The organism is Exiguobacterium sp. S3 (assembly GCF_018617295.1).
Lineage (GTDB): Bacteria > Bacillota > Bacilli > Exiguobacteriales > Exiguobacteriaceae > Exiguobacterium > Exiguobacterium profundum.
In genome coordinates, this window is the sequence record NZ_JACSJW010000001.1 from 852,732 (window position 1) to 879,353 (window position 26,622).

Here is a 26,622-nt window from a genome sequence, read left to right on the forward strand (position 1 = left end):
ATAATCTCTATTTATTTTTTAGCAACTCGGCTGCAAACCGTGCAACACGAGTGTCATTCCCTCTTCTGTTGATTCAACGTCGAGCGTGACGTTTGCGGACAACGCTGTAGCTTCGTTCGCCACGGCAAACGTAAGGTCGTCGAAGTGCTTCACCTCATCGGTCGCTTCCGGTGTCGCTACGGCCAAACCTAGTGTCGGTCCACAGCAACCGGCCTCCGTGATGATGCGGACCGATTTTGTCTGCTCCTCCTCTAGCGCTGTTTTTAAGTAATCGATGGCTTCATTCGTGATCTTCATTTCACTTCCTCCTTCAATAGTTGGGATAACGCGGAATATCCGACTGGCAAATGTTCTTGCCAGGCGAGTATCGTCGGACGCCGATAGCTGTTCACACGTTCGAGCCATAGGACTTCATTCGCGACTTTCGCGGTCAATAGTTTGCTTGTGACATCGAGTGGCGTGAACGATTGATTAACGACCCAAGCGAACGGTAGAATCTTAGCCCGATTCAAATCTGCTACGAGTCGTTCAGCTTCATATACCGGCGTCGCTTCAGGCAAGGTCGTGATGATGACGTGCGTTTGTTTCGGATCACGTAATTTCGGCAACAAATCTCGGACTGCTTCCGGGACAACGCCAGTCGAGCGTTCGAGTTCGCGATGATAACTCTCGGTCGCATCTAACAGAAGAAGCGTGTGTCCGGTCGGTGCCGTATCGATGACGACGAAACGGTCTTTCGCTTTCGCTACCTGATTCGCAAAGGCACGGAAAACGGCGATTTCTTCGGTGCACGGCGAACGCAGGTCCTCCTCGAGCATCATACGTTGCTCTTCATTCAGGTCCCCTGCTTCCTTGAACACATCCTGTCGATACCTCTCAATCTCAACTTTCGGGTCAATGGCATCGACCGTGAACGTATCTGCAATGTTTGTCCCAATCGTGAAAGCGACATGAGCGGCCGGATCCGTCGTCGTCAAATGAACAGAGTGCCCTCTTTCATGAAGCGCGACCGCAATCAGCGAAGCAAGTGTCGTCTTCCCGACGCCACCTTTCCCCATCGTCATGATGACACTTGGACCGTCCGCCTCAATCTCATCAACGAGTCGATCAAGTGATCCGTAACGACTCGAGTCATAGCATGCATTTGCGACAGCGACCGTCTCTCCGTTCACAAAGCGCCGAAGTGCAGAGACACCAATCAGATTTTCGTAAGCATATGGAAGTTTGAATGCCTCGAGGTCAGTTATGCCTTCAGGAAGTTCACGGAGTGCTTGTTGCTGACGCTCGATGAGCCGCTTCGTGTATCGGTCTGCCCCTTCATCCTGTTGGACAAGACCGTTGATGATGAGCTGCATTCGCTCGATGCCGATGGCGCGAAGTTCGGTCGAAGCACGCTCCGCTTCGATGAGTGTGGATGTTTCGGGACGGGCAACGAGAAGCAGCGTCGTCTCTTTACCATCAGTGAGCGTCTCAACGGCCTTTTTGTACTGCAATTGTTTGTCAGCTAAACCGGCAAGCGGACCAAGGCAAGACGCACCTGTCGTGTTCGTCTCCAAAAATTCATCCCATGCACTCGGCAAGGTGAGTAGGCGCAACGTATGACCAGTCGGTGCCGTGTCAAAGATGACGTGATCGTACGCCTCACGGGCTGACACGGACGTCAACAAGTCCGTAAATTGGTCGAATGCCGCAATCTCAACCGTACAGGCACCGGATAATTGCTCTTCCATCGAGTGAATGGCCACGTCCGGCAATACACCTCGATAAGGTCCGACCATGCGTTCCATATATTGTTTTGCCGCTTCTTCGGGATCGAAGTTGGAGATGGCAAGCTTTGTTTCCGGAACGAGGCGCGGCGTCTCATGGAGTTCCATCTCAAACACGTCTTGTAAATTACTGGCCGGGTCGGTCGAAACGAGTAAGACACGCTTGCCACGGTCGGCGAGCGTCAGGGCGAGGCTTGACGCTGTCGATGTCTTCCCGACGCCACCTTTCCCGGTCAAGAACACATAACGGGTCGGTTCAATCGTATGAAAATCAAATGTCTTCATGAGCATATCTCCTTATTTCTTCAGTGAGATGCGAACTTTCGGCTTTTCTCTATCTTTCTTGGCAAATGCGTCAACCGGTAGTCCCGTCAACTCCGCAATTTCTTCATCTGTTAAATAGGCACCCCGTTTTACGATTTTTCCATCAACTACTGTGAGCGGTAGCATCTCGAGCCCATTTGCAATTTCAGCTTGCACCTTGACATTTTCAACGAATCGATTCGGTTCCGATGCCAGATTATAACGAGCAACATCGAAGCCTCGCTGTTTTAACACGTAGTGAATTGTCGCCACTCGCGTCAGTTCTGGATCGATGGATGGACCACATAATCCTGTTGGACAGCACATTGCCGGTTCAAACACTTCAAGTTTCATCGTTGACTCCTCCTTAAATTGCACATTCGGTGTCACAGTCGCAACTCACATCGATTGTCTCAATCTTGTCGAGCAAATCGACGACAATCCCATAAAAAGGGCTCGTCTCATTCAATCGATAGTGGATCCATTGTTTGTCTCGGCGCTCTAATAACAGTCCAGCCTGACGCAACATCTTCAAATGACGGCTGATTGCCGGCTGTGAGATGTCAAAACAGTCGACGAAACTACACGCACACTGTTCTCCCGCTTCCATCTGTTTCAGCATGGTCAATCGAGTCGGATCACCGAGCACCTTGAGTACTTTGCTTAATTCTTCCGCAGTGTACATTTCCACTTCCCCTTCCTGTATAACCTAATTGTTATATAACGTATCCGTTATGAAATTACCATACTTTTCAACTTCATTCAATTGTCATTTCAAAAAAAATCCGTTATGATGAAACACGTTGTGAAAACACGTAACGTTGGAACATTTCCTTTCATATAATGTGGCATTTGATCTTCGTGAGACTCGAAGATCAAAGTCAAAATATAAAGAGAGGTGTGTTCTTCTTGGAAAAAATGAATACAATCAAACAAGACTGGCTCGGTAACGTCCGAGCAGACGTCCTTGCGGGGATTGTTGTCGCTCTCGCCCTCATCCCTGAGGCGATTGCGTTCTCACTCATCGCTGGCGTCAACCCGATGGTCGGGCTCTATGCTTCGTTCATCATCGCCATGGTGATTTCAATCGCAGGCGGTCGCCCTGCGATGATTTCGGCTGCGACCGGTGCGATGGCGCTCGTCATCGTCTCACTCGTCGCCGACCATGGTCTTCAATATTTGCTGGCCGCTGGGATTCTAACGGGTGTCATTCAAATCGTACTCGGTTATCTCGGCATCGCCCGCTTAATGAAGTTCATTCCACGCGCCGTCATGGTTGGCTTTGTCAATGCGCTTGCCATTCTGATTTTTCAAGCGCAACTATCCAACTTTGAAGGGGAAAGCTGGATCATCTGGGCAATCGTCGCCGCCTCGCTCGCCATCATCTTCTTATTTCCGCGAGTCACAAAAGCCATCCCTGCACCACTTGTCGCCATCGTCGTCATGACGATTTTAGCCATCACACTCGGTCTCGATACGAAAAATATCGGAGACATGGGAACAATCTCAGCAACACTCCCGGAATTTTTATTCCCGAACGTCCCGTTGACGTTTGAAACGTTGTTGATCATTCTTCCTTACTCGATTTCCCTCGCATTCGTCGGATTGATCGAGTCGCTCTTGACGGCACAAATCGTTGACGATATGACAGGAACGGACTCAAACAAAAACCGTGAATCGCGCGGACAAGGGATTTCGAACATCATTGCTGGGTTCTTCGGTGGGATGCCAGGATGTGCGATGATTGGGCAATCGGTCATCAATGTCTCATCGGGTGCTCGTGGACGTCTGTCGACACTTACAGCCGGTCTCGCGCTCTTCGTCATGATCATGACAATCAGCGACGTGCTCATGCTGATTCCGGTCGGCGCGCTCGTCGGGGTCATGTTCTTCGTCTCCTATGCGACGTTTGACTGGGGTTCGCTCAAAGCGATGCGTACCGCCCAAAAATCGGATACGGTCGTCATGCTCGTCACCGTACTCATCACCGTCGTCACACATGATTTGTCACTCGGTGTACTCGCCGGGATTTTGACAGCAGCAATTCTCTTCGCTGCTAAAATCTCAAAAATCGATCTCGAGCGAAAGATCGATGCCGACAAGGCTCATTACATGGTGAACGGTCAGCTCTTCTTCGCCTCGACATCTGAATTCGTCAATCAGTTCGATGTGACAGAGGATGCTGAAGCCGGTATCCAAACAGTCACCATCGACTTTGCGAACACGCATCTTTGGGACGACTCTGCCATCGGGGCAATCGATAAGGTCATCTTCAAATATCGGGAAGTCGGAATCGAACCGGAACTGCTCAACTTGAACAAAGACTCGGAAAAACTGCTCAACACACTCGCCCTTCACTTGAAGCAACAAGACGCGAACGCAGGGCACTGATTCATCATTTCCCCGTTTCGCCAAATCACCTATACTAAAAGTAGAACGTGCGAAAGAGGAGGAGTTTTTCATGGGAAAGGTATTTTTAGCGGCAGATGGTTCTGCCCACTCGAAACGTGCGCTAGAAAAAGCGATTCAGCTCGCAAAGGCGTCGAATGCATCGATTGATATCGTGCACGTCATCAGTGCGAAGGAATCGAAAGAAGCGGCCCTCAATTCGACAGGGAAAATCGACTTGGAGACGAAGCGAAAGCAGATGCTCAAGCCACTGTTCGATTTGACGGAAGCAGAAGGCATTGCCTACGAATACATCGAACTTCGTGGGGAGCCGGACGTCGAGCTCGTCAAATATGCGAACCATGAACCATACGAATACGTCGTCGTCGGATCACGTGGATTGAACACGTTCCAAGAGTTCGTGCTCGGTAGCGTGAGTCATAAACTGGCCAAACGAGCTCTCGCTCCTGTCATTATAGTGAAATGACGCATCGTCCCCATCTCCGTCGTGAGATGGGGATTTTTTGTGTCACATACAGGGGACATACCGTTCATGTAGAATGTTTTAAAGACAGCTAATTCAAAAGGAGGTTCTCGCGATGGACATCGCAAATGACCCGAATACACTTTTTCTCATCTTACTACCTGTTTTGATTTTGCAACTCATCCTGCTCGTCGTCGCCTTGATTGACTTGTTCAAACGCGACATGACGAATGGCCCGAAATGGGTATGGCTTCTCGTCATCGTCTTCATCAACATACTCGGCCCAATCGTATACTTCTTATGGGGACGGACTCCGCGATGAAAATCACACATGTAACGAAGCGATTCGGCTCCTTCACGGCGCTCGATGATGTCAGTTTCGAATTACGACCGGGTTGCACGTCCCTCCTTGGAGAAAACGGTGCCGGGAAGACGACGCTTTTGAACTTGCTCGCCCGCGTCACCGAACCGACAAGTGGCGATATGACCGGACACGAACGTATTCGGATTGGCTATTTGCCTCAGCGCCCTGCCCTCTATCCATCGTTGACTCCTGTCGAGACGATTCGGTATGCCGCTGAATTGACGGGGACCAAACACGTCGAGCCGATTCAACTATTGAAACGAGTCGGGCTCGAACCGGTCGACCGGCCGGCAGCGAACTTATCGGGAGGGATGCGACAGCGTCTCGGGATCGCCCAAGCGCTCGTCCATGACCCGGAACTCTTACTGCTCGATGAACCGGTCTCGGCACTCGACCCACGCGGTCGACGAGAAGTACTCGATCTATTAAGTGACTTGAAACGAGAGCGAATGATCCTGTACTCGACGCACGTCCTGCCGGATGCCGAAGAGGCAAGTGACTGGGTGCTCCTGCTTCGACAAGGCAAATTGCTCATGGAAGGAACCGTGACCGACCTGCTCGGTTCGAAGTCGACCATTGAGCTACGTCTCTTTGACGATGGGACGACCGATGCAGACTGGACGCAGTTAGAAGGCGTGACCCGAACAACCAAACGTGGTTCGACGTGGACGTTTGAGTCAACGGACCGGAATCTCGCCGAACGGGCGATTTTGCGGCGCATCCTGGAACGGAATCTCATCATCCAATCACTACACGTCGGGCACCCGTCACTCGAATCTTTATTCTTGGAGGTGAACGCCTGATGCGTACCGCAATCTTTAAACAGGAATGGCGAGAGTCATGGTCGAACAAACGACTCATTTGGATCCCAATCGTGCTCATGCTCCTTGCCTCGATGCAACCGCTCACGCTCTATTTCCTACCAGATATCCTCGCTTCCGGTGGCAATTTACCGGACGGCGCCGTGATTGATCTCCCGACACCGACACCAGAAGAAGTGTTGATTTCAGTCAGTGAACAGCTTCGCCAAATCGGTCTTCTCGTCGTCTTGTTGTCGGTGATGCATACGTTCAGTCATGAGCGGACGAACGGAACGCTCGCTTGGCTCAAGTCGTTACAAATCCCGACGTCTCGCATCGTTATCAGTAAATGGGCACATTACGTCCTATTGACGGTCGGTGGTCTCGTACTCGCCCAATTAGCGGCCGCTTACTATACGGTTATTCTTTTCGAGGCGTTTGATGTAACCGCATTTCTCATATCTACAGCACTTCTTGTCTTTCATTTTGTCGTTCAGCTCTCCATCTTCATTCTCCTCGCTGCGATGATCGAGAGCGGTGTTGTCGCAGTCGTCTTGACGCTCGGTCTTCATTTCGTCATGTCGCTCCTCATCGGCTGGGTCGACCTCGATTGGATGCCATGGATGCTCGGTCCACTATCGAGTCAGGTGTTCTTGACAGAAGTGAATCTCGTGTGGCCGATTGTGACCGGAACCGTTGTCGTCATCCTATCCCTGTATATGGCGTCGAAACGACTTCGGTTCATGAGTCATACGGCGTAAACGTCTGACCTTACAAATGATTCATTTGCCACAGCTTCATCTTGGATAAATATGGGTATCTCTTCTGTATGCATACAGAGGAGGTCACATGAATGACATGGAAAAGAAGGGTCGGCATCGGTCTGTTAATCGGTGCAGTGTGGACGAGTCCACAGTTCGCGTCCGCTGAGGGTTCATTCCAACAGACGGAGGATGGCATCGTCTATACATCGAGTGACGGGACGGTGTTGACAGGGTGGCATGTAATCGAGGGTCATACGTACTATCTGAATGAAGATGGTACCCTCCTCACAGGTTGGCAGGAAATCGAAGGTGCTACATATTATTTTGAGACAGACGGTCGACTCATCACGGGTCCCCATGCAGTCAACGGCACGATATACACATTTGACGAGAACGGGAAGCTACTCACCGGATGGCAAGAACGCGATGGTCTCGTCTATTATTACGACGAAACCGGTCAAGCCGTCACCGGCTTCCAGACAATCGAAGGCAAACGATATTACTTCAACGAGGACGGGGTCCGACTCTCGGGATGGCAACAGTTTGGTGACGCCAAACATTATTTCTTCCCAGACGGCACCATTCGTACAGGCATGTACACGATTGACGGCAAGAAATATTATTTGATGGAGCAAGGAAAGATGGCGACCGGATGGCAGACGATCGGCACACGACGCTATTATTTCGGGACTGACGGGGTACGTCGACAAGGTCTCACCCGAATCGGTGAAAAAGTGTATGGATTTCATCCCTACTATGGGTATCGCCTCGAAGGGTTGCATCGGATTAACAATCGTCACTACCTGTTCGGAAAATACGGCGATCGTAAGTATGGCCTTCAACAGATAAATGGTGTTATGTACGGCTTCCATCCGACCTATGGCTACCGACTAGAAGGTGTCCACACATTGAATGCACGCGTCTATTCATTCGACCCATATGGACGTCGTGAGTACGGATTTCAAACGGTCGATGGGAAGAAGGTCGGATTCCACCCGACTTACGGATACCGCTTGAAAGGGAAATTCCGATTAGATGGAAAGACGTATCACTTCCATTCGACCGGTGTGCCGGAGAAAGGATGGAAATATACGACCCAGTACGAATATTATGCTCCGGCCTTGACGAAAAAGACGGATTGGCAAGCCATCGACGGCAAGTGGTATTACTTTGATACATACGGAAAGATGTATCAAAACCGTCGTGTCGGAAACGCCTCGTTCGATGCGCGTGGTGCTTATTCTCAGGCACTGTCCGTCTATAAGATGAGCGTCCCGCTCTATCGTCAGTTCCCGATGGGGTATCCGTCAGGCTGCGAGTTCTTCTCCCTCAAAATGGCACTTGAAGAAAAAGGGCGTGCCGTCAGCGCCTCGACCTTATATAACGAGATGCCAAAGAGTATGTGGAACGCTCGCTATGAGAACCGTCTCTATCGCTGGGTCGACCCGAACGTCATGTTCACAGGAGATCCGAAAGGGACGCTCGGAAAATATAAGAACTATGGGATTTATCCAAAAGGCATGATTGAATTCGCCAGTAAGTATCGTCCGGTGAAAGACTTGTCCAATCAAGGGCTCGGCTCGATCGAACGCGAACTGTCGATGGGCAACCCGGTCATCGTCTGGGCGAGTGTCGACTTCAACAAACCATACGGCTACTTCAACTGGTATACCGCTTCGAACAAGAAGTTCACCGGCTACGTTAACTATCATGTCATGTTGGCAACCGGCTATGACAAGTCAAACTTGTATATCAACGACCCATATCGCGGTCGCTTGGTCATCCCTAAGTCAAAAGTGAGCGCCGTCATGAGCGCGACGGGATGGAAAGCGCTCGCGGTCAGATGAGTAAATAGGAACGTGTCTTTCATCGAAGGACACGTTTTTTATGTCCGATTAGGAGAAAAGTACGAAATTAAGAAATATAAATTCCTATTTTTATTATTAAATATTGAAATTAAATTTCTGAATGGTACACTCCTGTTAAGAAATTAAAGCGCTTACATGAATCGAAGGAGGAGTTTCTGATGAAAAAGTGGATGGGTGGTATGGCTGCGTTGACGATTCTCACGACTTCCATCGTCTGGTTGGATGCCGATGCGAAGTCTGAACCGAAAAAACCAAAGGTCGAACTCGGGGTCGACCGATTGATGGAAAACCCGGAAATTTTGAAAGGAAAACGGGTCGGACTAATCACGAATCCGACCGGGATCAACGCGGAGAGAACGAGCATCGTCGACCTATTTGACCAGTCCGATGACTTCGAGTTGACGGCATTGTACGGACCAGAGCATGGCGTTCGGGGAGATGCCCAAGCCGGATCGACGGTCAGTTCCTACATCGATGACGTGACGGGGTTGCCTGTATATAGCCTATATGGTGCCACGAAGAAACCGACTCCTGAGATGCTACAAGATGTCGACGTGCTCGTCTTTGACATCCAAGACGTCGGGACACGCTACTATACGTATATCTATACGATGGCGTATGCGATGGAAGCCGCTGCCGAGAACGGGATTCCGTTTGTCGTCCTCGACCGTCCGAACCCGCAAGGCGGGCTTCGCGTTGACGGTCCGGTGCTCGACCCGGATTACTCCAGTTTCATCGGTCTCTATCCGATTCCACTAAAGCATGGGATGACCGTCGGTGAACTCGCGCGACTGTTCAACACCGAGTATCAGATTCAAGCCGACCTTGAAGTCGTAAAAATGAAAGGTTGGAAGCGTTCGATGATGTATGAGGACACGGGACTCCCGTTCGTCATGCCGTCCCCGAACATGCCGACGACCGACACGGTCAATGTTTACCCTGCGACCGGATTGTTTGAAGGAACGAACTTATCCGAGGGGCGCGGGACGACGAAACCGTTTCAGCTGATCGGCGCGCCGTATATAAAAGCGCATGAATATGCGAATGAGCTGAACGGGCTCGACTTGCCAGGTGTCGCTTTCCGGGCTGCCTCGTTCACGCCGACGTTCTCAAAACACGCGGGCAAACTGACGCACGGGGTTGAGGTCTATGTCACTGATCCAGCTCGATTCGAATCGACAAGAACTGGGATTGCGATGATTCAAATGGCTCACAGCATGTATCCGGATGACTTCGAGTTTTTAGCGAATGACTTCATCACGAAATTGACAGGAAACGCCTACGTGAAAGATATGATTCTCGAAGGAGCTCCGCTTGAAGACATCCTGACGAAAATCGAGGACGAGCGGGACGCGTTTCTCCCAATTCGGAAAGAGTATTTACTGTATAAATGAAGCAAGGATGGGCTCACGAAGAGTCCATCCTTTTTGTAATGAAATGGTAAAACCAAAAATCACCCAAACGATATAGAATATAGGGAGTCCCACAAAAGGAGTCGATTCCATTGAAGAAGCATATCTCTCTACTACTCACCATCATTCTGACACTCGGTGTGATCGGGTCGCCCTTCTCTATCAACCGCGTCCAAGCATATTATGAGACGTCGATCAACACGACCGGTTACGTGACCAACATTAGTCAACTCAATGTCCGGCAGTCGCCTTCTTTGAGCGCGAAACGACTTGCACTCATTCCGCGAGACGGTTCGATGCGTGTCCGGACATCGTTCCAATTGGACGGTATGCGCTGGTATAAGATTCAATGGGGCAGCGGCTACGCTTATCTGCCCGCCAAGTATGTCCGCTTGTCCACAGCTGAGGTGAAGTTCACGAAACCGACGTACGTCAAACCGTCGAGCGTTTATTTAAAATCACGTCCGCTCACGACTTCTTCGAACGTCAAGTTCGTCCGGCAGGGTACAGAACTTGAGACCGTGTCATATCGCTATACCGGCACATCACGATGGTACAAGGTGCGCTACGGTTCATACACTGGGTACATCCTCGCCAATCATGTCAGTTTCACGTCGCCCGTCAACGTGTTGACCGAGACAAACAAAGAACGGAAGGCTGCCGGTCTCTCTCTTCTCGCTGCTTCGAGTGAGGCGAACCGTGTCGCCCAAGTCCGTGCCGATGAGATGGCGCGTACGGGTCAATTCTCGCACACGCTCAAGGAGAACGGTACACCCGGGGACACGTTAGACGCTTACGGCGTCTCGTATCGGGGCTGGGGGGAGAACATCTATAAAGGATCGAGCGACCCAGTCCGGGCGGTCGATGCGTGGATGAACAGCAGCGGTCATCGCGCGAATATCTTGAATGCGAATTATACGCACCTCGGGATTGGCAAAGCGACCGATGCCCAAGGGTCGACCATCCATGTTCAAATCTTTTTGACGAAATAACCGCTGAAGGACAGTCACGTCGTGGCTGTCTTTTTTTCGCCAATTAAAAAAGCGGATTCGCATCCGCTCTCGAGCCTTACGCACTTCTTATATCTCATGCTCTTTCACGAGCACACGAAAACGCGGTCGGACGGTCAATTCGATTGACGTCACGGTCCGCTTTCGATCTTCAGCTAGGACGATCAATAACTCTGCGTGGTCTCGCCGGTCTTCTAAAATCTCGACCTTGCTGACGGTGCGGAGCAGTTGATAATATACGAGCTCCCCGTCCCCACCTTTGATATTGATTTCAAACTCGTGATAGCTCGGTGATATTTTAAAGTAGAACGTCTCCCCATGCTTATTCGTGAAACGAAAAATCGACTCATCATAATAGAACGGGAGTGTCGAATCCATTCGTTTCGGTTCGACTGTACAAAACGCAGAAAGCACGATTTCGTCCGGGAACAATGCCCCCTCTTGTTTATTGAATTGCCATCCTTTCATCCAAATCCCTCATTTCAACACTATAATTATCTGAATAATTAGATTATTGCACATTTCATGCGTTCCGGACAGGTAAATTCGTGACAATCCTCGAACACCTTTGTGTAGAACGAGAAACATTTCACATGAGAAAGGAGTATCACGATGTCCATTATCTCGCTCGACCATGTCACGAAACGGTTCGGGGATACGATTGCCTTGAACGACCTCACTCTGAAAGTGGAAGAAGGCGAACTCTTCGGGTTGCTCGGACCGAATGGTGCCGGGAAGACGACCGCCATTTCGGTCATGTTGAATCTGTACGAGGCGGACTCCGGTTCGATTCACATTTTTGGAAAAGCGATGCCAAAAGACGAACTGACCATCAAACGCCGCGTCGGGATCGTGCCGCAACACGTCTCCGTCTATGACCAGCTGACCGTCTATGAGAACATCCAATTTTTTGCGGAGCTGTATGGATTCAGTCCGAAAGAAGCGAAACAAAAGACCGAGGCCGCGCTCCACTTCGTCGAACTCGATGCCCATCAAAAGAAACGTCCGCCCGAACTGTCAGGCGGTCTCCTCCGTCGCCTCAATATCGCCTGTGGCATCGTCCATGAACCCGAACTCATCTTCATGGATGAACCGACCGTCGCCATCGACCCGCAGTCGCGAAATACCATTTTAGAGAACATCCGCGAACTGAACCGCCGCGGTGCCACCATCATCTATACATCTCATTACATGGAAGAAGTCGAACTCCTCTGCGACCGAATCGCCATCGTTGATGAAGGAAGGATCATCGCAGAAGGAACGCAGGACGAATTGAAAGACCGTGTCATGACACTCGAGACGGCCCGGATCAAAGTCGATGCGCTCACACCAAATTTGCTCGAACGACTCGATGCACTCGACCACGTTCAAAAAGTGGAGTATGAAGAGCCGTACATCGAGGTGTCGTTAGACAAGGACACGCCGCTCGCCCCGCTCCTTGAGACGCTCCATCAAGAACATGTCCATTTCACCTCCATCACGGTCGACCGTCCTTCCCTCAATACCGTCTTTTTGGCATTGACGGGGAAGACGCTTCGGGAATAGGAGGGGCGTCATGTGGACCTTCATCAAATATGATGTGAAACAGCGGCTTCGGGATCGTGCCACCCTCTTTTGGATGCTCATCTTTCCGCTCATCCTCATTTTCGGACTCGGGACGATGCTGTCGGCCGTCTTCAGTGACACGTTCAAACTTCCGGTCACGAACGTCGCCTACGTCGAATCGTCGACCGACCAGTATCGAGAGCCGCTCGAGGCTTTTTTAAAAGAGGAAGACATTCAAGCCTTCATCCGACTTGTCCCATACGTCGATCTCCAATCTGCCGAACAAGGTGTGAACGATGGCGATGCCGACGTCATTTTGCAACTCGACGGACCTGACATCACGCTCTTCTATGAGGAACCGACGACCGTCGAGTTCGACGTCCTCGATGCCATCCTCGGTCAGTATACGGCGATCGCCAATCAACAGATCACGCTCGCCGAAGCAGGCGTGTCGGCTCCTTACGAGAATGAGGCGTGGCTCGATACGGAAAGTGTCGACCTGGCGGGACGCACCCCGACATCTCTCGAATATTTCACCGTCACCATCTCGATCATGACGGCATTGTTCGGGTCATTTTATATTACGGCGATGGCACGAGAAGAACAGCCGAACACAGGCAGCTATTTGCGCATCCAAGCGGCCCCAGTCCGAACGGTTCAATATCGACTTGCGCGGACGTTCAGTCGCTACGTCATCATCTTGTTGCAACTGATTCTCTTATTTTGGTTCAGTCACTTCGTCTATCGCACATTCGACTTGGCGAACGTGCAGTTCGGCTATCTGATCCTGTCTTGGCTCGCCTTGACCGCGTACGGGGTCGCCATCGGATTCCTGATCGTCAACTTGCCGAAGTTGAGCGCGACGACAAAGGATGCGATCGTCAACGGTTTCGTCGCCATCCTCATGATTCTATCTGGTGGCTACGTCCCCGGTTTTGACCAAGTGACACTGAACTACGCACCCTGGGCCGCCTACGTGTTCATGCCGATCTTTATGCGGGACGGGATGCTAGCCGTCCTCCTGCGGGAAGGGGACATGAATCTGTATTGGCAAAGCCTCGGATTGCTCGGGATTCATCTCCTTGTCTTGATCGCATTCAGCTACATTCTCTCGAAAGGGGTGAAGCGTCATGGTACTCATTAGACATGTGGCCAAACGGATGCTTCGAAAGAAAGGACTGTGGGTGTTCACCTTCGTGTCGATGTTCGGTTTCGCGCTCATCCTCTCCTTCGTCGGCGGAACGTCCAGTTTGAACGCATCGATCGGGATTGTCGACCGGGATGGCGGACTTCTCGCCGAACGTCTCATTGACGAGGCCGAACGGTTTGGTCGGGTCACGTTGCTCGAGTCGAGCACGGAGGATGTCTTGTTAGAAGGAGAAGATATTGTCCTCATCATTCCAGAAGACTTCACGGAACAGGCGTTCACAGGAGACATGCCTCCCCTCTCCTTCTCTGCGATCGCTGGGAGTGATGCCTCGTTGATCGAACAGGCGCTGAACGGTCATCTGTCCCGCGAACGTCAACTGCTCGAAGCGAGCGGCTATGAGGAAGCGACGTTCGAACAGCTTGCGTCAAAAGAGACGTCGAACGGTTACACACTTTCAAGTGAACCGTTCCAGGAAAGTGTCGCCACGACCGCCCGAACACAAGCCTTCTTCGGTCTGTTGTCGTTCATCATGATGTCGACCTTTCTCCAGTTCATTCCTATGTTTGTCGCGGATGATCGGGACGAGAAGATCTATGCGCGGTTGTTCGCCTCACCGGTGACACCAAGGCGTTACTTCGCCTCCCTGCTAATAGCCTTTTATCTCGTCGGCTTCATCTACGTGATGCTGTTGATTGGCGTGAGCCTCGCTTTATACGGTCAGGATGTATGGATACATCTCCCGACCGTATTCGCCTTGTTTTCTTCCTATCTGCTCGTCTGTCTAGCCCTCGGTGGTCTCATCGCCGTGTTTGCGACGAATCGGGAGAAGGCGAACATCTTTCAAATCTCGGTTACGATGGCATCCGCCATCACCGGCGGGGCGTTTATCAGCCTGCTCTGGTTGCCGGATTCATTGAAACTTGTCGGTCGTTTCCTGCCGACCTATTGGTTGAATAACGGTGTCATCACGATGTATGAGGGTCAGTTCCCGTATCCCTCCATCCTTGTCATGATTGGCATGACCGGAGTCGTCTTCCTCCTCACCATCCTCGTGTTGAAGAAACGACCCCTAACCGTCTAATACAAAAGCGAGCCCCCCATATTCAGGAGGACTCGCTTTTTATTGTTGAAGTGTCGGTACGACTTTTTCAAAGAAGACGTCGACGAGAGATGGGTCAAACTGTTTGCCCGCCTCTTGTGAGATGATGGCGAGTGCCTCGTCAATCGTCTTCGCCTGTCGATACGGTCGCCCCGTCACCATGACATCGAACGTATCCGCAATTGCGATGATTCGTGAAGCAAGAGGGATCTCAAAATCTTGTAGCCCTTTCGGATAGCCTTTCCCGTCCCATCGTTCATGGTGCGCCAAGACAATTTCCGATAAGGCGACATATTCGGGTACGGTACTTAAAATATTGTAACTGATTTCCGGGTGGCGTTTAATTTCATACCATTCCGATTCGGTCAGCGCGCCCGGTTTATCCAAAATATCGTTGCTGATTGCCACTTTTCCTATGTCATGGAGAATAGCGGCCGTTCGAATCTCATTCACTTCAGCATTCGTGAAGCCCATCGCTTCTGCCAGTTGCCCCGCTAAATTGGCGACTCGTTGAGAATGCGCTTCTTCTCGTGGAATCTTCTCATACAGCGTGCGCATGATGATTTGAATGGAATGGTGGCGTCGACTCTGCTTTTCAGAAACCTTGTGGTGATACATCCGATCTTCCGCTAAATTGAACACCTCGGTCAATTCGACATTCGAGTCATGTTTGACCGCTTCACCGAATGATGCGGAAATCGGTAATCCTTCAACCGTCTGCTCGTGGAAGAGACGACCGAGACGATCCGACAGCTGTTTCGCCTCATCGAGCGTCGTATTCGGAGAGATCACGACGAACTCATCGCCTCCGACTCGTGCCACTTCATCTTTCGCGCGCAATTCATTTCGCAAAATATTCGCCGCTTCGACGAGCAGCTGGTCTCCGACCAAGTGTCCGAACGCATCGTTCGTGAGCTTCAACCCGTTGATATCGATGACGATGAGTGTGAGCGGATAAAAGTGGTCATCATCATAGCGCTCCAACGCCTCTTCAAAGTAACGCCGGTTTTTAATGCCCGTCAATTGATCGTGGTAACTGAGATACTCAATCTCTTTCTCATATGTTTTCTTCTCCGTGACATCTCCGATATAACCGTGCCACAACACGTGACCATCCGCTATCTTTTCCGGACGGGATGATCCTAAAATCCAGACGGTTCGTCCGTCCTCGGTCAAGACGCGAAACTCAGCATCCCAAATCGTCAAGTTGCGATAGGACTCATCAATCGACTGCATGACAAGCGGATAATCATCCGGGTGCATCCGTCGGAAGACAAGACTCGCGTCCGTCTGTACCTCTTCTGCCGAAATCCCCAGCATATCTTCAAAGCCTCGGCTAAAGAATGGGAAGTTGAAACTTCCATCAGGCAATAATTCGAATTGATAGATGGCACCCGGGATTTGATCGGACAATTTCGTCAAAAGCCGATCTCGGTCTGCCAACTTTTCTTCTAACTGAACTCGGTCCGTCACGTCTTTCGCGACCGCATAAATATAATTCCCTTGAAGTTTGCAATGCCACTCGATCGATCGATACGTATCGTCGATCGTCCGGAAACGGTTGATGAAGCGGAACAACTCACCACGTTCCTCAAGTTCCATAAACGCCGCTTCCGTGATGGTATCATCATCCGGGTGAACTAGACTAAGAAAGTCGATATTCTCCAGCTCATCAAGTGAAAACCCTAAAATTCGTTCCCATGCATCGTTCAAATGGAGCACTTGTCGTGTGTTGAAGGCCATGATGCACTCCAAGTCGAGGGTCGCGAATCCACCAAACATCGATTTTTTCGTCTCTCCGATTTGATGATCGGCTTTCGTCAATTGCTCAAGGACGTGGACGAGATATAACTCTACGAGCCCTAGCCGATTGGCGACCTTCCCTTTTTCCATCACAATCGTCAAGTCTCCGTATAAAATACCGTCTTTCTCAATTTTGAAGAGAACGACTTCTCCAAGCGAGAAAATTCGAAGTAGATTTTTGACGAGACGTGTTGGAAGCGCACCATCAATAAGTGGACCAATCCCATCAAAGACACGAGGATTTGATTGTTTGAACAGGTCACGACGTTGGTCCGTCATTGGCCACTTCTTCCCGACTGGATGAAATCCAAGAATGTCGAGGCTTCTCTCTAACATTTCATCGATTCCTGATAATGCCACTGTCGTATACGATTCGCCATCCGCATCCATCAAATTGAGAGCGACCGCCTTCGCTCCCGTGAAGTCACGAATCTGATCAAGAAATTGTTGATTCATTAACAAGTCACTACCCGTCGAGACGAAGCGATGCGATACGTTGACGAGCTGTTTTAACGCATTGTTCTCTTGGACGTGTGGCGTGATGTCGTGAAACATGACGGACACAAACCCCGTTCGTTGGCTAAACACAGACATCTCGAACCAACATTTATTACGGCGAGAATAGTGTTCAAACGTTACCGTGCCGCCATCACTGACGACGTGTGCCACTTGAATCATCCATTCCCGCTCACTATATTCAAAGTCTTTTAGGGCGCTTGACACTTTTTTTCCGATGAAGTGTTTTCGCTTCCCTTTCATGATCTTCTCAAAGGCAGGATTCACTTCAAAGAATTCATAGTCAATCGGCTCCGAAGCGTCGTCGTAAATCACTTTAAACTCGACGTAGCCTTGGGGCATATAACGCAACAATGTATCGTATGAAGAATGAATGGGGTTTGTCACGTCACTTCCTCCTCAGCAAATAAAATCTCCACTTAGTTTACCTCATTTGTGATAGATTCCCTATTTTTTCCGAACTCATTCCCAACTTTTGATTTAAAGTTTTCGTAAACTGCATGCTCTTCCGTTGTCCCAGTCTCAATCTTTTGTTAGACTGATTTCGAAAACCGATATCGAATTTCGATATTAAGGAGATGACACGTATGGAAGACCGCGTCTTGCGGAAACTGTTTCTCGGATTCATCCACATCCATATTTTGCACCACGCCGCGGAACACCCCGTGTACGGAGCATGGATGGTCGATGAGCTTCGGGAACACGGGTACGAAATCAGCGCCGGGACGCTCTACCCGATCTTGCACGGGATGGAGAAAGACGGGCTCTTGATTCGTGAAAATGAGACGGTCGATGGACACGTTCGCAAAAACTACGTGACGACCGAAAAAGGACTTTCTGTGTTGGCGGAAGCCCGTCAAAAGGCGTACGAGTTATTCAAAGAAATTAAGGAGTGAAGATATGACGACACAACGTGTGACGTTCAAGACGTTACTAGAAATTTTATTCGTTTCAACGAGGCTCGGTCTCACCTCATTCGGTGGGCCGGTCGCCCACCTCGGTTACTTCCACGAGGAATATGTGAGACGACGCAAATGGATGGATGAGAAAGCTTACGCCGACCTCGTCGCCTTATGCCAATTCTTGCCCGGACCGGCGAGTTCACAGGTCGGGATTGGGATCGGGATTGTCCGCGGTGGCATATTAGGTGGGATCACTTCATTTATCGGCTTCACAACGCCGTCGGTCGTTGCCCTCATCCTATTCGCTTTATTGTTATCCGGACTCGACGTCTCCGATGCAGGCTGGTTATACGGCTTAAAAGTCGTTGCCGTCGCTATCGTCGCCCATGCCATCTTAGGGATGGCGAGTAAACTGACACCTGATACAAAGACACGAACGATTGCCTTTTTTGCCTTGGCAGGCGTCCTACTCTGGCAAACAACGTTCAGTCAGGTATTGTTCATTCTCCTCGCGGCCTTCGCAGGATTCCTGTTGTTCAAGCCGGACCGTCTCGATACGAAATCGAGTGCGTTCCCGATTTCGAAACGTCTCGGGACCGTTCTGCTGTCGATTTTTGGGGCACTTCTCGTCATCTTACCGATTTTACGGGAGACGTTTGAGAATCAGACGATTGCCTTGTTCGATAGCTTTTACCGGGCCGGTGCCCTCGTCTTCGGCGGCGGACATGTGGTCTTGCCACTACTAGAACGAGAACTTGTACCAGCTGGTTTCTTGAGTGAAGAAGCCTTCCTTGCAGGATACGGTGCCGCTCAGGCCGTTCCTGGTCCGCTTTTCACGTTCGCTTCTTATCTTGGAACTGTGATTAATGGTGTGCCGGGTGGCATCCTTGCGACGGTCGCCATTTTCTTGCCGGCCTTCTTGCTCATCCTTGGGGCACTTCCGTTTTGGGACGCGCTCCGTCATAACCCGAAAGTCGCTGGCGCCCTCATCGGTGTCAACGCGGCGGTCGTTGGGATTTTGATTGCGGCATTCTACAGCCCGATCTTCACGAGTACCGTCAACGATGCGGTCGACTTCGTGTTCGCTGCCTTCCTGTTCGTGATGATTGCTTATTGGAAGTTACCACCGTGGGCACTCGTCATCGCCGGGGTACTCGGTGGAACGTTGATTAATCTGATGTAAGGTGCAAGGGACCTCGTGTCCCTTTTTTTATTGGATTTTTACGTCATTTGATTGTTAATCTTTTGAAACCATTCCCTCCTCCACGCTCGTTATACTGAAGAATGGATTCAAAAATAAGGGAAATGTCCGCTTTACTAGAAAGGAAGTGGGGGCATGCAACCACTCAAACATACAACGTATATGCCTGGTCTCGACGGCTTGCGCACGTTCGCCGTCTTGGCTGTGATTTTATATCATTTAAATGTACCTTACATACCCGGGGGATTCCTCGGTGTCGATGTCTTCTTCGTCCTGTCCGGTTACTTGATTACCGGGATCTTGATTCGCGAATGGACGAAGACCGGCACAATCGATTTGAAAAAGTTCTACCTCGCGCGTTTCCGTCGTTTGTTGCCGGCACTCGTCTTGATGCTGTCGGTCGTGATGACGTATGTGACGCTGTTTGACCGCTCCTTGCTCGATACGGTGCGCCAAGATTCACTGGCGGCACTCGCCTATGTGAACAACTGGTGGTATATCTTTCACGAAGTCTCCTACTTCGAGAGTTTCGGAAAGCCATCACCGCTTCAAAATCTATGGTCTCTCTCCATCGAAGAACAGTTTTATGCGTTCTGGCCGTTGCTCCTACTCGTCGGTCTCGCGTTCCGGAAGCGATTGCTTCAACTGCTCGCTGCGCTTCTATTCGTCTCCGCCGCCTGGATGGCGTTCCGATATGTCCCGGAAGCCGATCCGAGCCGCGTCTACTACGGGACCGACACGCGATTGTTCGGTCTGCTCATGGGAGCCGTCCTCGCCTTCGGTTGGCGTCCGGACACGTTTAAAGAAACGATCCCGCATATCGGACGCCACATTTTGAACTGGACCGGCGCCGTTTCGCTCATCGTCATCGTCGGGATCATCAGTAACGTCAACGCCTACGATGCATTCCTCTATTATGGAGGTTTCTTGCTCGTCGCTTTCCTATCCGCCCTATTGATTGCCGCTGTCGCCCATCCGGCGACCATTTGGTCACGACTGTTTGGAAGCGTTTGGCTTCGCGTGATCGGTACACGGACGTATGGGATTTACTTGTGGCACTATCCGGTCATCATTCTATCGACACCGCTCGATCGACTCGGGACGTTCTCACCACTTCTTTCCGTCGGGCAAGTGGCGTTGACGCTTTTGATCGCCGAGTTGTCGTATCGCTTCGTCGAGACACCGATTCGTCGAAACGGATTCAAACAAGCGTTCCGTCAGCTCGTCTCAACACCGACGCACCCAAACGCACGCTTTGCCGCCACGGCATGTGCGACCGCGCTCTCACTCGTTCTCGTTGGGAATTTGACCATCCTGGCGTTCTCTGAGTCGAAGCCGGTCGAAGATGAAATTCCTGTCGTGAAAGTACCGATGCCAAAAGATGAGACAAAGGACGTTCCGAAAGAATCGGAATCCAAGGAGACGGAGGAAGTCCCGTCTGAAGATCAATCGACAGAAGAAAACAAAGCACCAACTGAAAAACCAGAAGAACGAACATGTCCACCGGCTCTCGCGATTGGCGACTCGGTCATGCTCGGATTGAACGAATATTTGGCAGATGCTTTCCCGAATATGAAAATCGACGCCCAAATCGGACGTCAAGTTCGCGATGCAATCCCAGTTGCCTCTCAGTACCAATCTTATAATGCTCCAGGTCACGTCGTGTTCCTCCATCTCGGAACGAACGGTGCCTTCAAAATGGAGCAACTCGAGACGTTGCTCAAGCAGTTCGAACGAGCAGATGAAATCTATTTGATCAACACACGTGTCCCACGTCCATGGGAGAGTGAGGTCAATAAAAAACTCGCTCGGGCCAGTGAGCTTCATGAGAACGTATCCCTCATCGATTGGCATGAACGCTCAATCGGAAAGGAAGCGTACTTCGAAAGTGACGGGGTCCATTTAAATATTAAGGGCGCCGAAGCGTTTGGCCACGTACTGAACGAAGAAATCGGCTGTCAACCAAACTAGGCTCTTGCGAGTGTAAGAGCCTAGTTTTTTTCTTTCCTAAATACGTAACGTCCCAACAACTTCACATACGCCAACATTTCACGAATCATATATCGCCCTTTCGCAAGCGGTGGGGTCGGTGCATACAAAGCATCACTCTCGAGCTGAAAGTACAGTCTCGCAATCAGACGAGCGCGCGGCACATGAAAATCATTTGTCACGATCGTCACACCGGATGCTCCGTCCCAAATTGAGCGGCTATGCTCAAAGTTCTCGATTGTCGACGTCGATGTCGCTTCCGCATGAATCCGTGTTGCATCGATTCCTTGCGCCATCAGTTCTCGTTCAATGACACGCGCCTCCGCCATCCCTTCATCTGGTCCCTGTCCACCTGTTGCGATCAGTTCGACATGAGGATGTGCCTTCGCATAGGCGGCCGCTACGTCAATTCGATGTTGGAGCGCGCGGGACGGTCGAGTCCCATTCACTCTCGCCCCAAGGATGATGACGAACCGGTATGTACCAGTCGCGTTCTTTCTCATATTGTCACCTCATGTTCGTCCATTCTCTTTTAACCATACTTAATCAAGAGAAAGATTGCACGAATCCATTCTTTTTTACAAATTATAGTCAGTGTTTTGGTATATATATGAAATAAAATTACCAAATAACCACAAAATGTTTTAATATAAAGGAGATAAGACTTTTTGAGGGAGGACTGGTGACCCATGACAGATTCAGATAAATGGTTATCCACCCGCTTCTTGTATACACGTGATGCACAATTGTTTGCAGAAATCGAAGTCGTCGAGCTCGACCCATCTCACTATAAGTTTGTGATTCATCCGACACCGCTTGGCGCCGGGGAATCTCCTTATATGCGACAAGGTCCCCTCGACTCAGACCATCTCCCCTCTGCATTTTCTGATGTGAGCCGTGTGTATACGAGACAGCTGGATTGCCTACGTGCAGCGACACGTCTCGTCTCTTCGATTGGACCCGCTCGCTTCACAACACATTGACTAAAAGAACGGAGTCGCATCATGCGACTCCGTTCTTTGTTATCGTTTCGATAATTTGACGATAAATGGAATCGGTTGATCGATTCCTTCATATTTCGCTCGCAAGACAACGATATGCTCTTGGTCATCTCGTTGGATGGTAACATTGGATCCTTGAACCGTCACGAGATCCGGGTGTGAACTTTCCCAATTCGTGATGCTCTTCGCCCCGATTCCAAGTAAACCTCCATACTGCGTTGGTAGAGTGGCTGTTTGCGCATTACCCGTCAATGCGCTCACAACTGGATTCAAAAGGGTGCCAAGCGAGTCGAGCAACCCACCGAGTAACCCCGTATCGACATCTTGTGTGGACATATTGATGATTTGATTTGTACTAGCATTGCTGACGGTCAAGGTAAATGGCGTGACCACATCATTTTCCCGAACGTCCCCCGTACTCGTCATCAGTGCCGGGTTACTTGAGGTCCATGTGAGCGGAGTACCATTCAAGCTCGTTGGTAACGACAAATCAAATACCGGATACAGCGTCCCGAATGACGACTTAACTTTCGTCACATCGTCTGCTAATACCAACTGAACATTCGCTGCAACCGACCCACTAAACGTCTTCGTCCGAGTCAATCCGTTCTTTGTGACCGAAGCCGTCAGGATGAACGATTTCGCATCGGTCGGATCTTGTTGAATCACCCCGGTGTTCGAGATGACACCCGGTTGATTCGAGGACCAACTGACATTGATTCCGTTTGATGCGGACGGAAGTGAGATGTTGGTCGACAGGTTAATGAGATTACCAAGGTTGATGGCATTTAAAGCCGCGTCGAGCTCGGCTGTCAACAACGCATCATCTTTTGGTACAAGCAAATTCGTGAAGGTACGTGATTTCGTCACACCGTCCTTCGTCGCATTGACCGTAATCGACACCGTTTGATCCGTCGTGCCACGTGTGACAACCCCACTGTTCGAGACGACCGCTGGATTCGATGAGGACAGCGTCGTTGTACCACCAGTGAATGGCGGTAGGACAATGTTCGATGTGAGTGGACTTGTAATCGACAGTGCTGCCAAGTAGTCATCTACTTCCCCTTCAGCCCCGCCTTCTTTCTTCGGTACAAGTAAACCGAGAAAAATTTTCGTTTTCGTGATCCCATCTTTTGTCACTGTGACGACGAGCGAAATGGATTGGTCCGTCGTACCTCGGGTGACAATCCCACTGTTTGTAATAACCGCCTGATTCGAAGACGTCAAGGTCACCATCGCCCCAGTAAGAGGTGGGAGTGTGATATTCGAAGTCACGGGGCTTGAGATGACCAGTCGATTCAAGTAATCATCAATGATACTGTCCGCCGATGAATCTTTTTTCGGTACGAGGATATTCGGGAAGGACTTCGTACGCGTCACCGCTCCCTTCGTTGCCCGTACGGTCAAATTGACATACACGTCTTGATTTCCTCTCGTAACGACACCAGAAGTGGAGACGACTGATGGATTGCTCGAGTCAATCGAGAAGACGACACCTGGATAAGTCGGCAAGTCGATATTCTTCGTGAGCGGATTATCGATTTGGATACTGTTGAGCCAGAGGTCGAGCTCTTCCTCGTCCGTCTGCGAGCGTTTCGGAATCAAGATGTTGGTATACGTGATCGATTCCTTGATCTCTCCACGCTTCGCTTGAATCGTGAACGTCACAAGCTCATCTTTCGTGCCGCGTGTCACTTTTCCTGAACTCGACAAGGCATCGTTGTTCGATCCAATCGAGAACGTCACACCGTCAATTTGCGGGAAGACGATGTCCTGCAATAACGGATTGGTCACGTCGATATTCAAAAGGAGCCCTTTCAATAACTTTCGGATATCCGCTTCCGTATCATCCGGAACCTGTCCGTCTTTCAATGTCACGGCGACCGGGAATGTCCGTTTGACTCCCGATTGGACATAGACGTTATACGACGCAGGCTTGAGCGGGAGTGAGGCGACTTTATACAAGCCGTCCCGATTCGGGTAGATGTTTTTCTTATACTGTTTCTTTGTTTCCCGGTTCTCCGCGATTAAGTAGTGGCGGATTCCCTTTTCCGGGTAGTGGATCTTACCGACTGCTTGAATCTGTTCATTGTTCGTTAAGATGGTAAAGACCGGTTGCGTCAACATGACATCTCGAACGTTCAACTTCACTTTGCCCGAGAAGGCAACATTCAAGCCGCTCGCCCGATAACTGACATACTTCGTGCCGATCGTATTCGTCGAACGAGGTCCCCACGTCAATTTGTATGTGGAGCGCTGTCCGTTCGCGAAATGGGCCGTCAACAGTTTCGGCATGCTCGGAATTTGTTTCTTACCGACCGACCGGATGACCGGTGTCGTGATCCGAACGGGATAATTCTTGATGCGGACCGACCATACCGCCTTCTTACTTGTCCCATGAACCGTTCCGACGAGCCGCTATGTCCGATTCAAATAAGCTTTTTGAAAGCTGACTTTGGACCATTTGACACTTCGATACGCATACTGTCCATTGGACAATCTCACTTTCCCGTCTTCGGATAAGTGAACTTTTTGACCGCATACGTCGTCCCCCCATAGTGCGTGTACGATTTTGGAGAAAAGACGTGCTTCACGGATGAGGAACTTGCCTCAACTCCAGACCCTGGTACGATGGTGAACCCGACAAGTAAGAAAAAACACAAAAAAAGAACAACGACTTTTTTCATTCATGCATCCTCCTTCACAAAAAAACATGCGACAGGTATACATGATGTGCGTGCCTCTAAGGTGATAGTAAAATGTACCCTAATCGTGAAACAATTATGTAAATTTTGTAATATATGTAGTGGATAAGTAATATTTAAAGTACTTATTTTGGAAATTGCTAATCTGAAAGACTTTCTACTTTATTATCTAAAAATGATACGGAGTAATTTATTACAGTAAAAAACTCCTCAATAGATGGAAGACACGATTTTTCGTCTGCCCACTTCATGAGGAGTATCTTAATTTTAGTTAACAAGCTGAGATTTGGTTGATTTCAGAAGAATCCATTACAGACTTTCTTTATAGAAATCAAGCATCCCATTAATTCGATCGTTGTGAATAAATAGCACACCATCAACATCATTCTCTTTTGCGTATTCTGCCACGTCTATCTTCCCTTCCGTATAACGTACGTCAAGGACTGAAAGTTTTCCGACAGATTCACCAAGAAGTCCTAATAGGGGGTTAGCATAAGAGTCTTTTAAGACAAGGAGGTGCGTGTCATTTTTCGGATCTTTTTGTTCAATTGTCAGCTCGCTGTAGTTGCCACCCATAAATGCCATGTAAGAATCCGCAAACTGCCCTTTCTCTTTAAGCACTTGACGGTCAAGTACCTCACGACCACATTCCGTCTTTTCTACACAAACTTCGGTAGAGAAACCATTTTTCGGTTCCCAGTACTCTAAATAGTCGTTTTTAACGACATATGGCAGCGATACTTTTCTGGCATATGAACCATGATATGGGGCTTCTAAAGTCGTTGATTCAAATTGATCTTTGTTGACGATGTCCAATTCAGGATACGTTTCCTGAAGCGTTTGAACAATCTGTTCATATCCATTGTATGCTCCATGAATATTCCAGTGATGATCGTTATAAAAATAAATATCTTCCATCGTTTCCGATGACAAGCCTTCATATAAATCAATCACATTCAAACCTGATTTCTCCATGACTGTATTGAGGTTTTCACGTGATACATTTTCATTGGATCGGATATATTCTGGAGTGAGCCCTTGGTTTTTCGCAAACGCAGATTTACTCGGTGCAGAGGCGAAATAGACCGGGATGTCCGCCTCTTTCATTTCATTCGAAAATGAGGTGAACGGTTGCTCAAAACCTGCGAAGTCATTCACACTTCCCGATGGTTCCAATAACATCCCGGACGACAAAGCAAAAATTCCGTTGTTCATTCTTTGACGCAACACGTTTTTTTGAACCATACCGTTCACCGTCATCCAACGATCTCGTTGGAACACTTGGTCGTTCGCATAGCTCTCAAAGGTTTCAATATATTCACCACTTAATACACCATCTACACTGATTTCAGGCCGCTGTGTCAACTCACGTCCTTCTAACTCGGAAACTTCTCGCTCATCTCCGAACACATAAACCACGAACCCTAAAAAGATGATTCCAAGAAAGGCGATGAGCATGGCGAGATTAGCAACTAGTGACGGTTTTCGCTTTTTCGGCATAGGATGACCATCTGCCGAAGCGCGTTGTTTTTGAACAGTCATATTGTCTCTC

The 26,622-nt window shown here is 49.7% G+C and carries 25 protein-coding genes; 15 read left to right on the forward strand and 10 right to left on the reverse strand.

Annotated features, from left to right (window positions below; all coding sequences use genetic code 11):
* Nucleotides 1–18 precede the first annotated feature (18 nt).
* Genes KNO65_RS04455 through KNO65_RS04470 form a run of 4 tightly spaced genes read right to left on the reverse strand, consistent with a single transcriptional unit; the run spans nt 19 to nt 2,754 of the window.
* Complete coding sequence (locus tag KNO65_RS04455) at nt 19–297, reverse strand: HesB/YadR/YfhF-family protein (protein WP_012727073.1); 279 nt, start codon at nt 295–297, stop codon at nt 19–21.
* Nucleotides 294–2,051, reverse strand: coding sequence for an arsenical pump-driving ATPase (gene arsA, locus KNO65_RS04460; protein WP_214781881.1), 1,758 nt, complete (start codon nt 2,049–2,051; stop codon nt 294–296). Before arsA ends, KNO65_RS04455 begins: the two co-directional genes overlap by 4 nt.
* Before the next feature lie 12 nt (nt 2,052–2,063).
* Nucleotides 2,064–2,423: an arsenite efflux transporter metallochaperone ArsD gene (arsD, locus tag KNO65_RS04465; protein WP_214781882.1), complete on the reverse strand. Its 360-nt coding sequence runs from the start codon at nt 2,421–2,423 to the stop codon at nt 2,064–2,066.
* 13 nt (nt 2,424–2,436) lie between these two features.
* Complete coding sequence (locus tag KNO65_RS04470; protein ID WP_012727076.1) at nt 2,437–2,754, reverse strand: ArsR/SmtB family transcription factor; 318 nt, start codon at nt 2,752–2,754, stop codon at nt 2,437–2,439.
* Between the two features lie 233 nt (nt 2,755–2,987).
* Here KNO65_RS04470 and KNO65_RS04475 point away from each other — a divergent pair, with 233 nt between their 5' ends.
* The 8 genes from KNO65_RS04475 to KNO65_RS04510 all read left to right on the forward strand — a co-directional run bounded on the left by KNO65_RS04475 (nt 2,988) and on the right by KNO65_RS04510 (nt 11,141).
* Nucleotides 2,988–4,460 carry a SulP family inorganic anion transporter gene (locus KNO65_RS04475; protein WP_214782121.1) on the forward strand — a complete coding sequence of 491 codons (1,473 nt, stop codon included), beginning with the start codon at nt 2,988–2,990 and terminating at the stop codon, nt 4,458–4,460.
* Nucleotides 4,461–4,530: 70 nt separating this feature from the next.
* Entirely contained in the window at nt 4,531–4,944 is a 414-nt protein-coding gene (locus KNO65_RS04480) for a universal stress protein (protein WP_047794988.1), read from the forward strand.
* A 112-nt stretch (nt 4,945–5,056) separates the two neighbouring features.
* A complete protein-coding gene (locus KNO65_RS04485) occupies nt 5,057–5,263 on the forward strand; it encodes a PLD nuclease N-terminal domain-containing protein (protein ID WP_012727079.1) in 207 nt (68 codons plus the stop codon).
* A complete protein-coding gene (locus tag KNO65_RS04490) occupies nt 5,260–6,108 on the forward strand; it encodes an ABC transporter ATP-binding protein (RefSeq protein ID WP_159562797.1) in 849 nt (282 codons plus the stop codon). The genes KNO65_RS04485 and KNO65_RS04490 overlap by 4 nt, the downstream gene beginning before the upstream one ends.
* Nucleotides 6,108–6,866: an ABC transporter permease gene (locus KNO65_RS04495; protein ID WP_214781885.1), complete on the forward strand. Its 759-nt coding sequence runs from the start codon at nt 6,108–6,110 to the stop codon at nt 6,864–6,866. Before KNO65_RS04490 ends, KNO65_RS04495 begins: the two co-directional genes overlap by 1 nt.
* Before the next feature lie 92 nt (nt 6,867–6,958).
* A complete protein-coding gene (locus KNO65_RS04500) occupies nt 6,959–8,716 on the forward strand; it encodes a C39 family peptidase (RefSeq protein ID WP_214781886.1) in 1,758 nt (585 codons plus the stop codon).
* 191 nt (nt 8,717–8,907) lie between these two features.
* Nucleotides 8,908–10,131, forward strand: coding sequence for an exo-beta-N-acetylmuramidase NamZ family protein (locus tag KNO65_RS04505; protein WP_371730229.1), 1,224 nt, complete (start codon nt 8,908–8,910; stop codon nt 10,129–10,131).
* Nucleotides 10,132–10,241: 110 nt separating this feature from the next.
* A complete protein-coding gene (locus tag KNO65_RS04510) occupies nt 10,242–11,141 on the forward strand; it encodes a CAP domain-containing protein (RefSeq protein WP_214781888.1) in 900 nt (299 codons plus the stop codon).
* A gap of 87 nt (nt 11,142–11,228) precedes the next feature.
* Here KNO65_RS04510 and KNO65_RS04515 read toward each other — a convergent pair whose 3' ends face one another.
* Nucleotides 11,229–11,627 carry a hypothetical protein gene (locus KNO65_RS04515; protein ID WP_159562802.1) on the reverse strand — a complete coding sequence of 133 codons (399 nt, stop codon included), beginning with the start codon at nt 11,625–11,627 and terminating at the stop codon, nt 11,229–11,231.
* A gap of 144 nt (nt 11,628–11,771) precedes the next feature.
* Between KNO65_RS04515 and KNO65_RS04520 the strand changes: the two genes are divergently transcribed.
* From KNO65_RS04520 to KNO65_RS04530, 3 genes are read left to right on the forward strand one after another with little or no spacing between them, the layout of a single operon-like run.
* Nucleotides 11,772–12,704, forward strand: a complete 933-nt coding sequence (locus tag KNO65_RS04520; protein ID WP_214781890.1) for an ABC transporter ATP-binding protein — start codon at nt 11,772–11,774, stop codon at nt 12,702–12,704.
* Nucleotides 12,705–12,714: 10 nt separating this feature from the next.
* The gene (locus KNO65_RS04525; RefSeq protein WP_214781892.1) at nt 12,715–13,848 is read left to right on the forward strand and encodes an ABC transporter permease; all 1,134 of its coding nucleotides are present in this window, start codon (nt 12,715–12,717) and stop codon (nt 13,846–13,848) included.
* Complete coding sequence (locus tag KNO65_RS04530) at nt 13,835–14,935, forward strand: ABC transporter permease (protein WP_214781894.1); 1,101 nt, start codon at nt 13,835–13,837, stop codon at nt 14,933–14,935. Before KNO65_RS04525 ends, KNO65_RS04530 begins: the two co-directional genes overlap by 14 nt.
* Before the next feature lie 39 nt (nt 14,936–14,974).
* Here the strand turns inward: KNO65_RS04530 and KNO65_RS04535 are convergent, their stop codons facing one another.
* The gene (locus KNO65_RS04535) at nt 14,975–17,659 is read right to left on the reverse strand and encodes an HD domain-containing phosphohydrolase (protein ID WP_214690562.1); all 2,685 of its coding nucleotides are present in this window, start codon (nt 17,657–17,659) and stop codon (nt 14,975–14,977) included.
* A gap of 200 nt (nt 17,660–17,859) precedes the next feature.
* Between KNO65_RS04535 and KNO65_RS04540 the strand changes: the two genes are divergently transcribed.
* The 3 genes from KNO65_RS04540 to KNO65_RS04550 all read left to right on the forward strand — a co-directional run bounded on the left by KNO65_RS04540 (nt 17,860) and on the right by KNO65_RS04550 (nt 21,346).
* A complete protein-coding gene (locus KNO65_RS04540; RefSeq protein ID WP_031422630.1) occupies nt 17,860–18,168 on the forward strand; it encodes a PadR family transcriptional regulator in 309 nt (102 codons plus the stop codon).
* A gap of 4 nt (nt 18,169–18,172) precedes the next feature.
* A complete protein-coding gene (chrA, locus tag KNO65_RS04545; protein ID WP_214781896.1) occupies nt 18,173–19,357 on the forward strand; it encodes a chromate efflux transporter in 1,185 nt (394 codons plus the stop codon).
* Nucleotides 19,358–19,510: 153 nt separating this feature from the next.
* Entirely contained in the window at nt 19,511–21,346 is a 1,836-nt protein-coding gene (locus KNO65_RS04550) for an acyltransferase family protein (RefSeq protein WP_214781898.1), read from the forward strand.
* A gap of 20 nt (nt 21,347–21,366) precedes the next feature.
* On the opposite strand, the gene KNO65_RS04555 is transcribed toward KNO65_RS04550, so the two are convergent.
* The gene (locus tag KNO65_RS04555; RefSeq protein WP_214781900.1) at nt 21,367–21,867 is read right to left on the reverse strand and encodes a YdcF family protein; all 501 of its coding nucleotides are present in this window, start codon (nt 21,865–21,867) and stop codon (nt 21,367–21,369) included.
* Between the two features lie 186 nt (nt 21,868–22,053).
* Between KNO65_RS04555 and KNO65_RS04560 the strand changes: the two genes are divergently transcribed.
* Entirely contained in the window at nt 22,054–22,347 is a 294-nt protein-coding gene (locus tag KNO65_RS04560) for a hypothetical protein (protein WP_074036045.1), read from the forward strand.
* A 39-nt stretch (nt 22,348–22,386) separates the two neighbouring features.
* Here the strand turns inward: KNO65_RS04560 and KNO65_RS04565 are convergent, their stop codons facing one another.
* The 3 genes from KNO65_RS04565 to KNO65_RS04575 form a co-directional block, all read right to left on the reverse strand.
* Nucleotides 22,387–24,660 (reverse strand): immunoglobulin-like domain-containing protein, encoded by a 2,274-nt coding sequence (locus tag KNO65_RS04565; RefSeq protein WP_214781902.1) that lies wholly within the window; start codon nt 24,658–24,660, stop codon nt 22,387–22,389.
* A gap of 206 nt (nt 24,661–24,866) precedes the next feature.
* On the reverse strand, nt 24,867–25,052 hold the full coding sequence (locus KNO65_RS04570) for a hypothetical protein (protein WP_214781904.1): 186 nt from the start codon (nt 25,050–25,052) through the stop codon (nt 24,867–24,869).
* 327 nt (nt 25,053–25,379) lie between these two features.
* Nucleotides 25,380–26,612 carry a DHHW family protein gene (locus KNO65_RS04575; RefSeq protein WP_214781906.1) on the reverse strand — a complete coding sequence of 411 codons (1,233 nt, stop codon included), beginning with the start codon at nt 26,610–26,612 and terminating at the stop codon, nt 25,380–25,382.
* Nucleotides 26,613–26,622 lie beyond the last annotated feature (10 nt).

Bases quoted from the DNA above. Each gene is read 5' to 3' on its own strand.
- KNO65_RS04525 (WP_214781892.1), top strand. From the start codon at position 12,715: ATGTGGACCTTCATCAAATATGATGTGAAACAGCGGCTTCGGGATCGT.
- KNO65_RS04500 (WP_214781886.1), top strand. From the start codon at position 6,959: ATGACATGGAAAAGAAGGGTCGGCATCGGTCTGTTAATCGGTGCAGTG.
- KNO65_RS04470 (WP_012727076.1), bottom strand. From the start codon at position 2,754: ATGTACACTGCGGAAGAATTAAGCAAAGTACTCAAGGTGCTCGGTGAT.
- arsD (WP_214781882.1), bottom strand. From the start codon at position 2,423: ATGAAACTTGAAGTGTTTGAACCGGCAATGTGCTGTCCAACAGGATTA.
- KNO65_RS04475 (WP_214782121.1), top strand. From the start codon at position 2,988: ATGAATACAATCAAACAAGACTGGCTCGGTAACGTCCGAGCAGACGTC.
- chrA (WP_214781896.1), top strand. From the start codon at position 18,173: ATGACGACACAACGTGTGACGTTCAAGACGTTACTAGAAATTTTATTC.
- KNO65_RS04505 (WP_371730229.1), top strand. From the start codon at position 8,908: ATGGGTGGTATGGCTGCGTTGACGATTCTCACGACTTCCATCGTCTGG.
- arsA (WP_214781881.1), bottom strand. From the start codon at position 2,051: ATGAAGACATTTGATTTTCATACGATTGAACCGACCCGTTATGTGTTC.
- KNO65_RS04555 (WP_214781900.1), bottom strand. From the start codon at position 21,867: ATGAGAAAGAACGCGACTGGTACATACCGGTTCGTCATCATCCTTGGG.
- KNO65_RS04480 (WP_047794988.1), top strand. From the start codon at position 4,531: ATGGGAAAGGTATTTTTAGCGGCAGATGGTTCTGCCCACTCGAAACGT.
- KNO65_RS04560 (WP_074036045.1), top strand. From the start codon at position 22,054: ATGACAGATTCAGATAAATGGTTATCCACCCGCTTCTTGTATACACGT.
- KNO65_RS04495 (WP_214781885.1), top strand. From the start codon at position 6,108: ATGCGTACCGCAATCTTTAAACAGGAATGGCGAGAGTCATGGTCGAAC.
- KNO65_RS04530 (WP_214781894.1), top strand. From the start codon at position 13,835: ATGGTACTCATTAGACATGTGGCCAAACGGATGCTTCGAAAGAAAGGA.
- KNO65_RS04485 (WP_012727079.1), top strand. From the start codon at position 5,057: ATGGACATCGCAAATGACCCGAATACACTTTTTCTCATCTTACTACCT.
- KNO65_RS04540 (WP_031422630.1), top strand. From the start codon at position 17,860: ATGGAAGACCGCGTCTTGCGGAAACTGTTTCTCGGATTCATCCACATC.
- KNO65_RS04455 (WP_012727073.1), bottom strand. From the start codon at position 297: ATGAAGATCACGAATGAAGCCATCGATTACTTAAAAACAGCGCTAGAG.
- KNO65_RS04550 (WP_214781898.1), top strand. From the start codon at position 19,511: ATGCAACCACTCAAACATACAACGTATATGCCTGGTCTCGACGGCTTG.
- KNO65_RS04515 (WP_159562802.1), bottom strand. From the start codon at position 11,627: ATGAAAGGATGGCAATTCAATAAACAAGAGGGGGCATTGTTCCCGGAC.
- KNO65_RS04520 (WP_214781890.1), top strand. From the start codon at position 11,772: ATGTCCATTATCTCGCTCGACCATGTCACGAAACGGTTCGGGGATACG.
- KNO65_RS04570 (WP_214781904.1), bottom strand. From the start codon at position 25,052: ATGAAAAAAGTCGTTGTTCTTTTTTTGTGTTTTTTCTTACTTGTCGGG.
- KNO65_RS04575 (WP_214781906.1), bottom strand. From the start codon at position 26,612: ATGACTGTTCAAAAACAACGCGCTTCGGCAGATGGTCATCCTATGCCG.
- KNO65_RS04565 (WP_214781902.1), bottom strand. From the start codon at position 24,660: ATGCCGAAACTGTTGACGGCCCATTTCGCGAACGGACAGCGCTCCACA.
- KNO65_RS04490 (WP_159562797.1), top strand. From the start codon at position 5,260: ATGAAAATCACACATGTAACGAAGCGATTCGGCTCCTTCACGGCGCTC.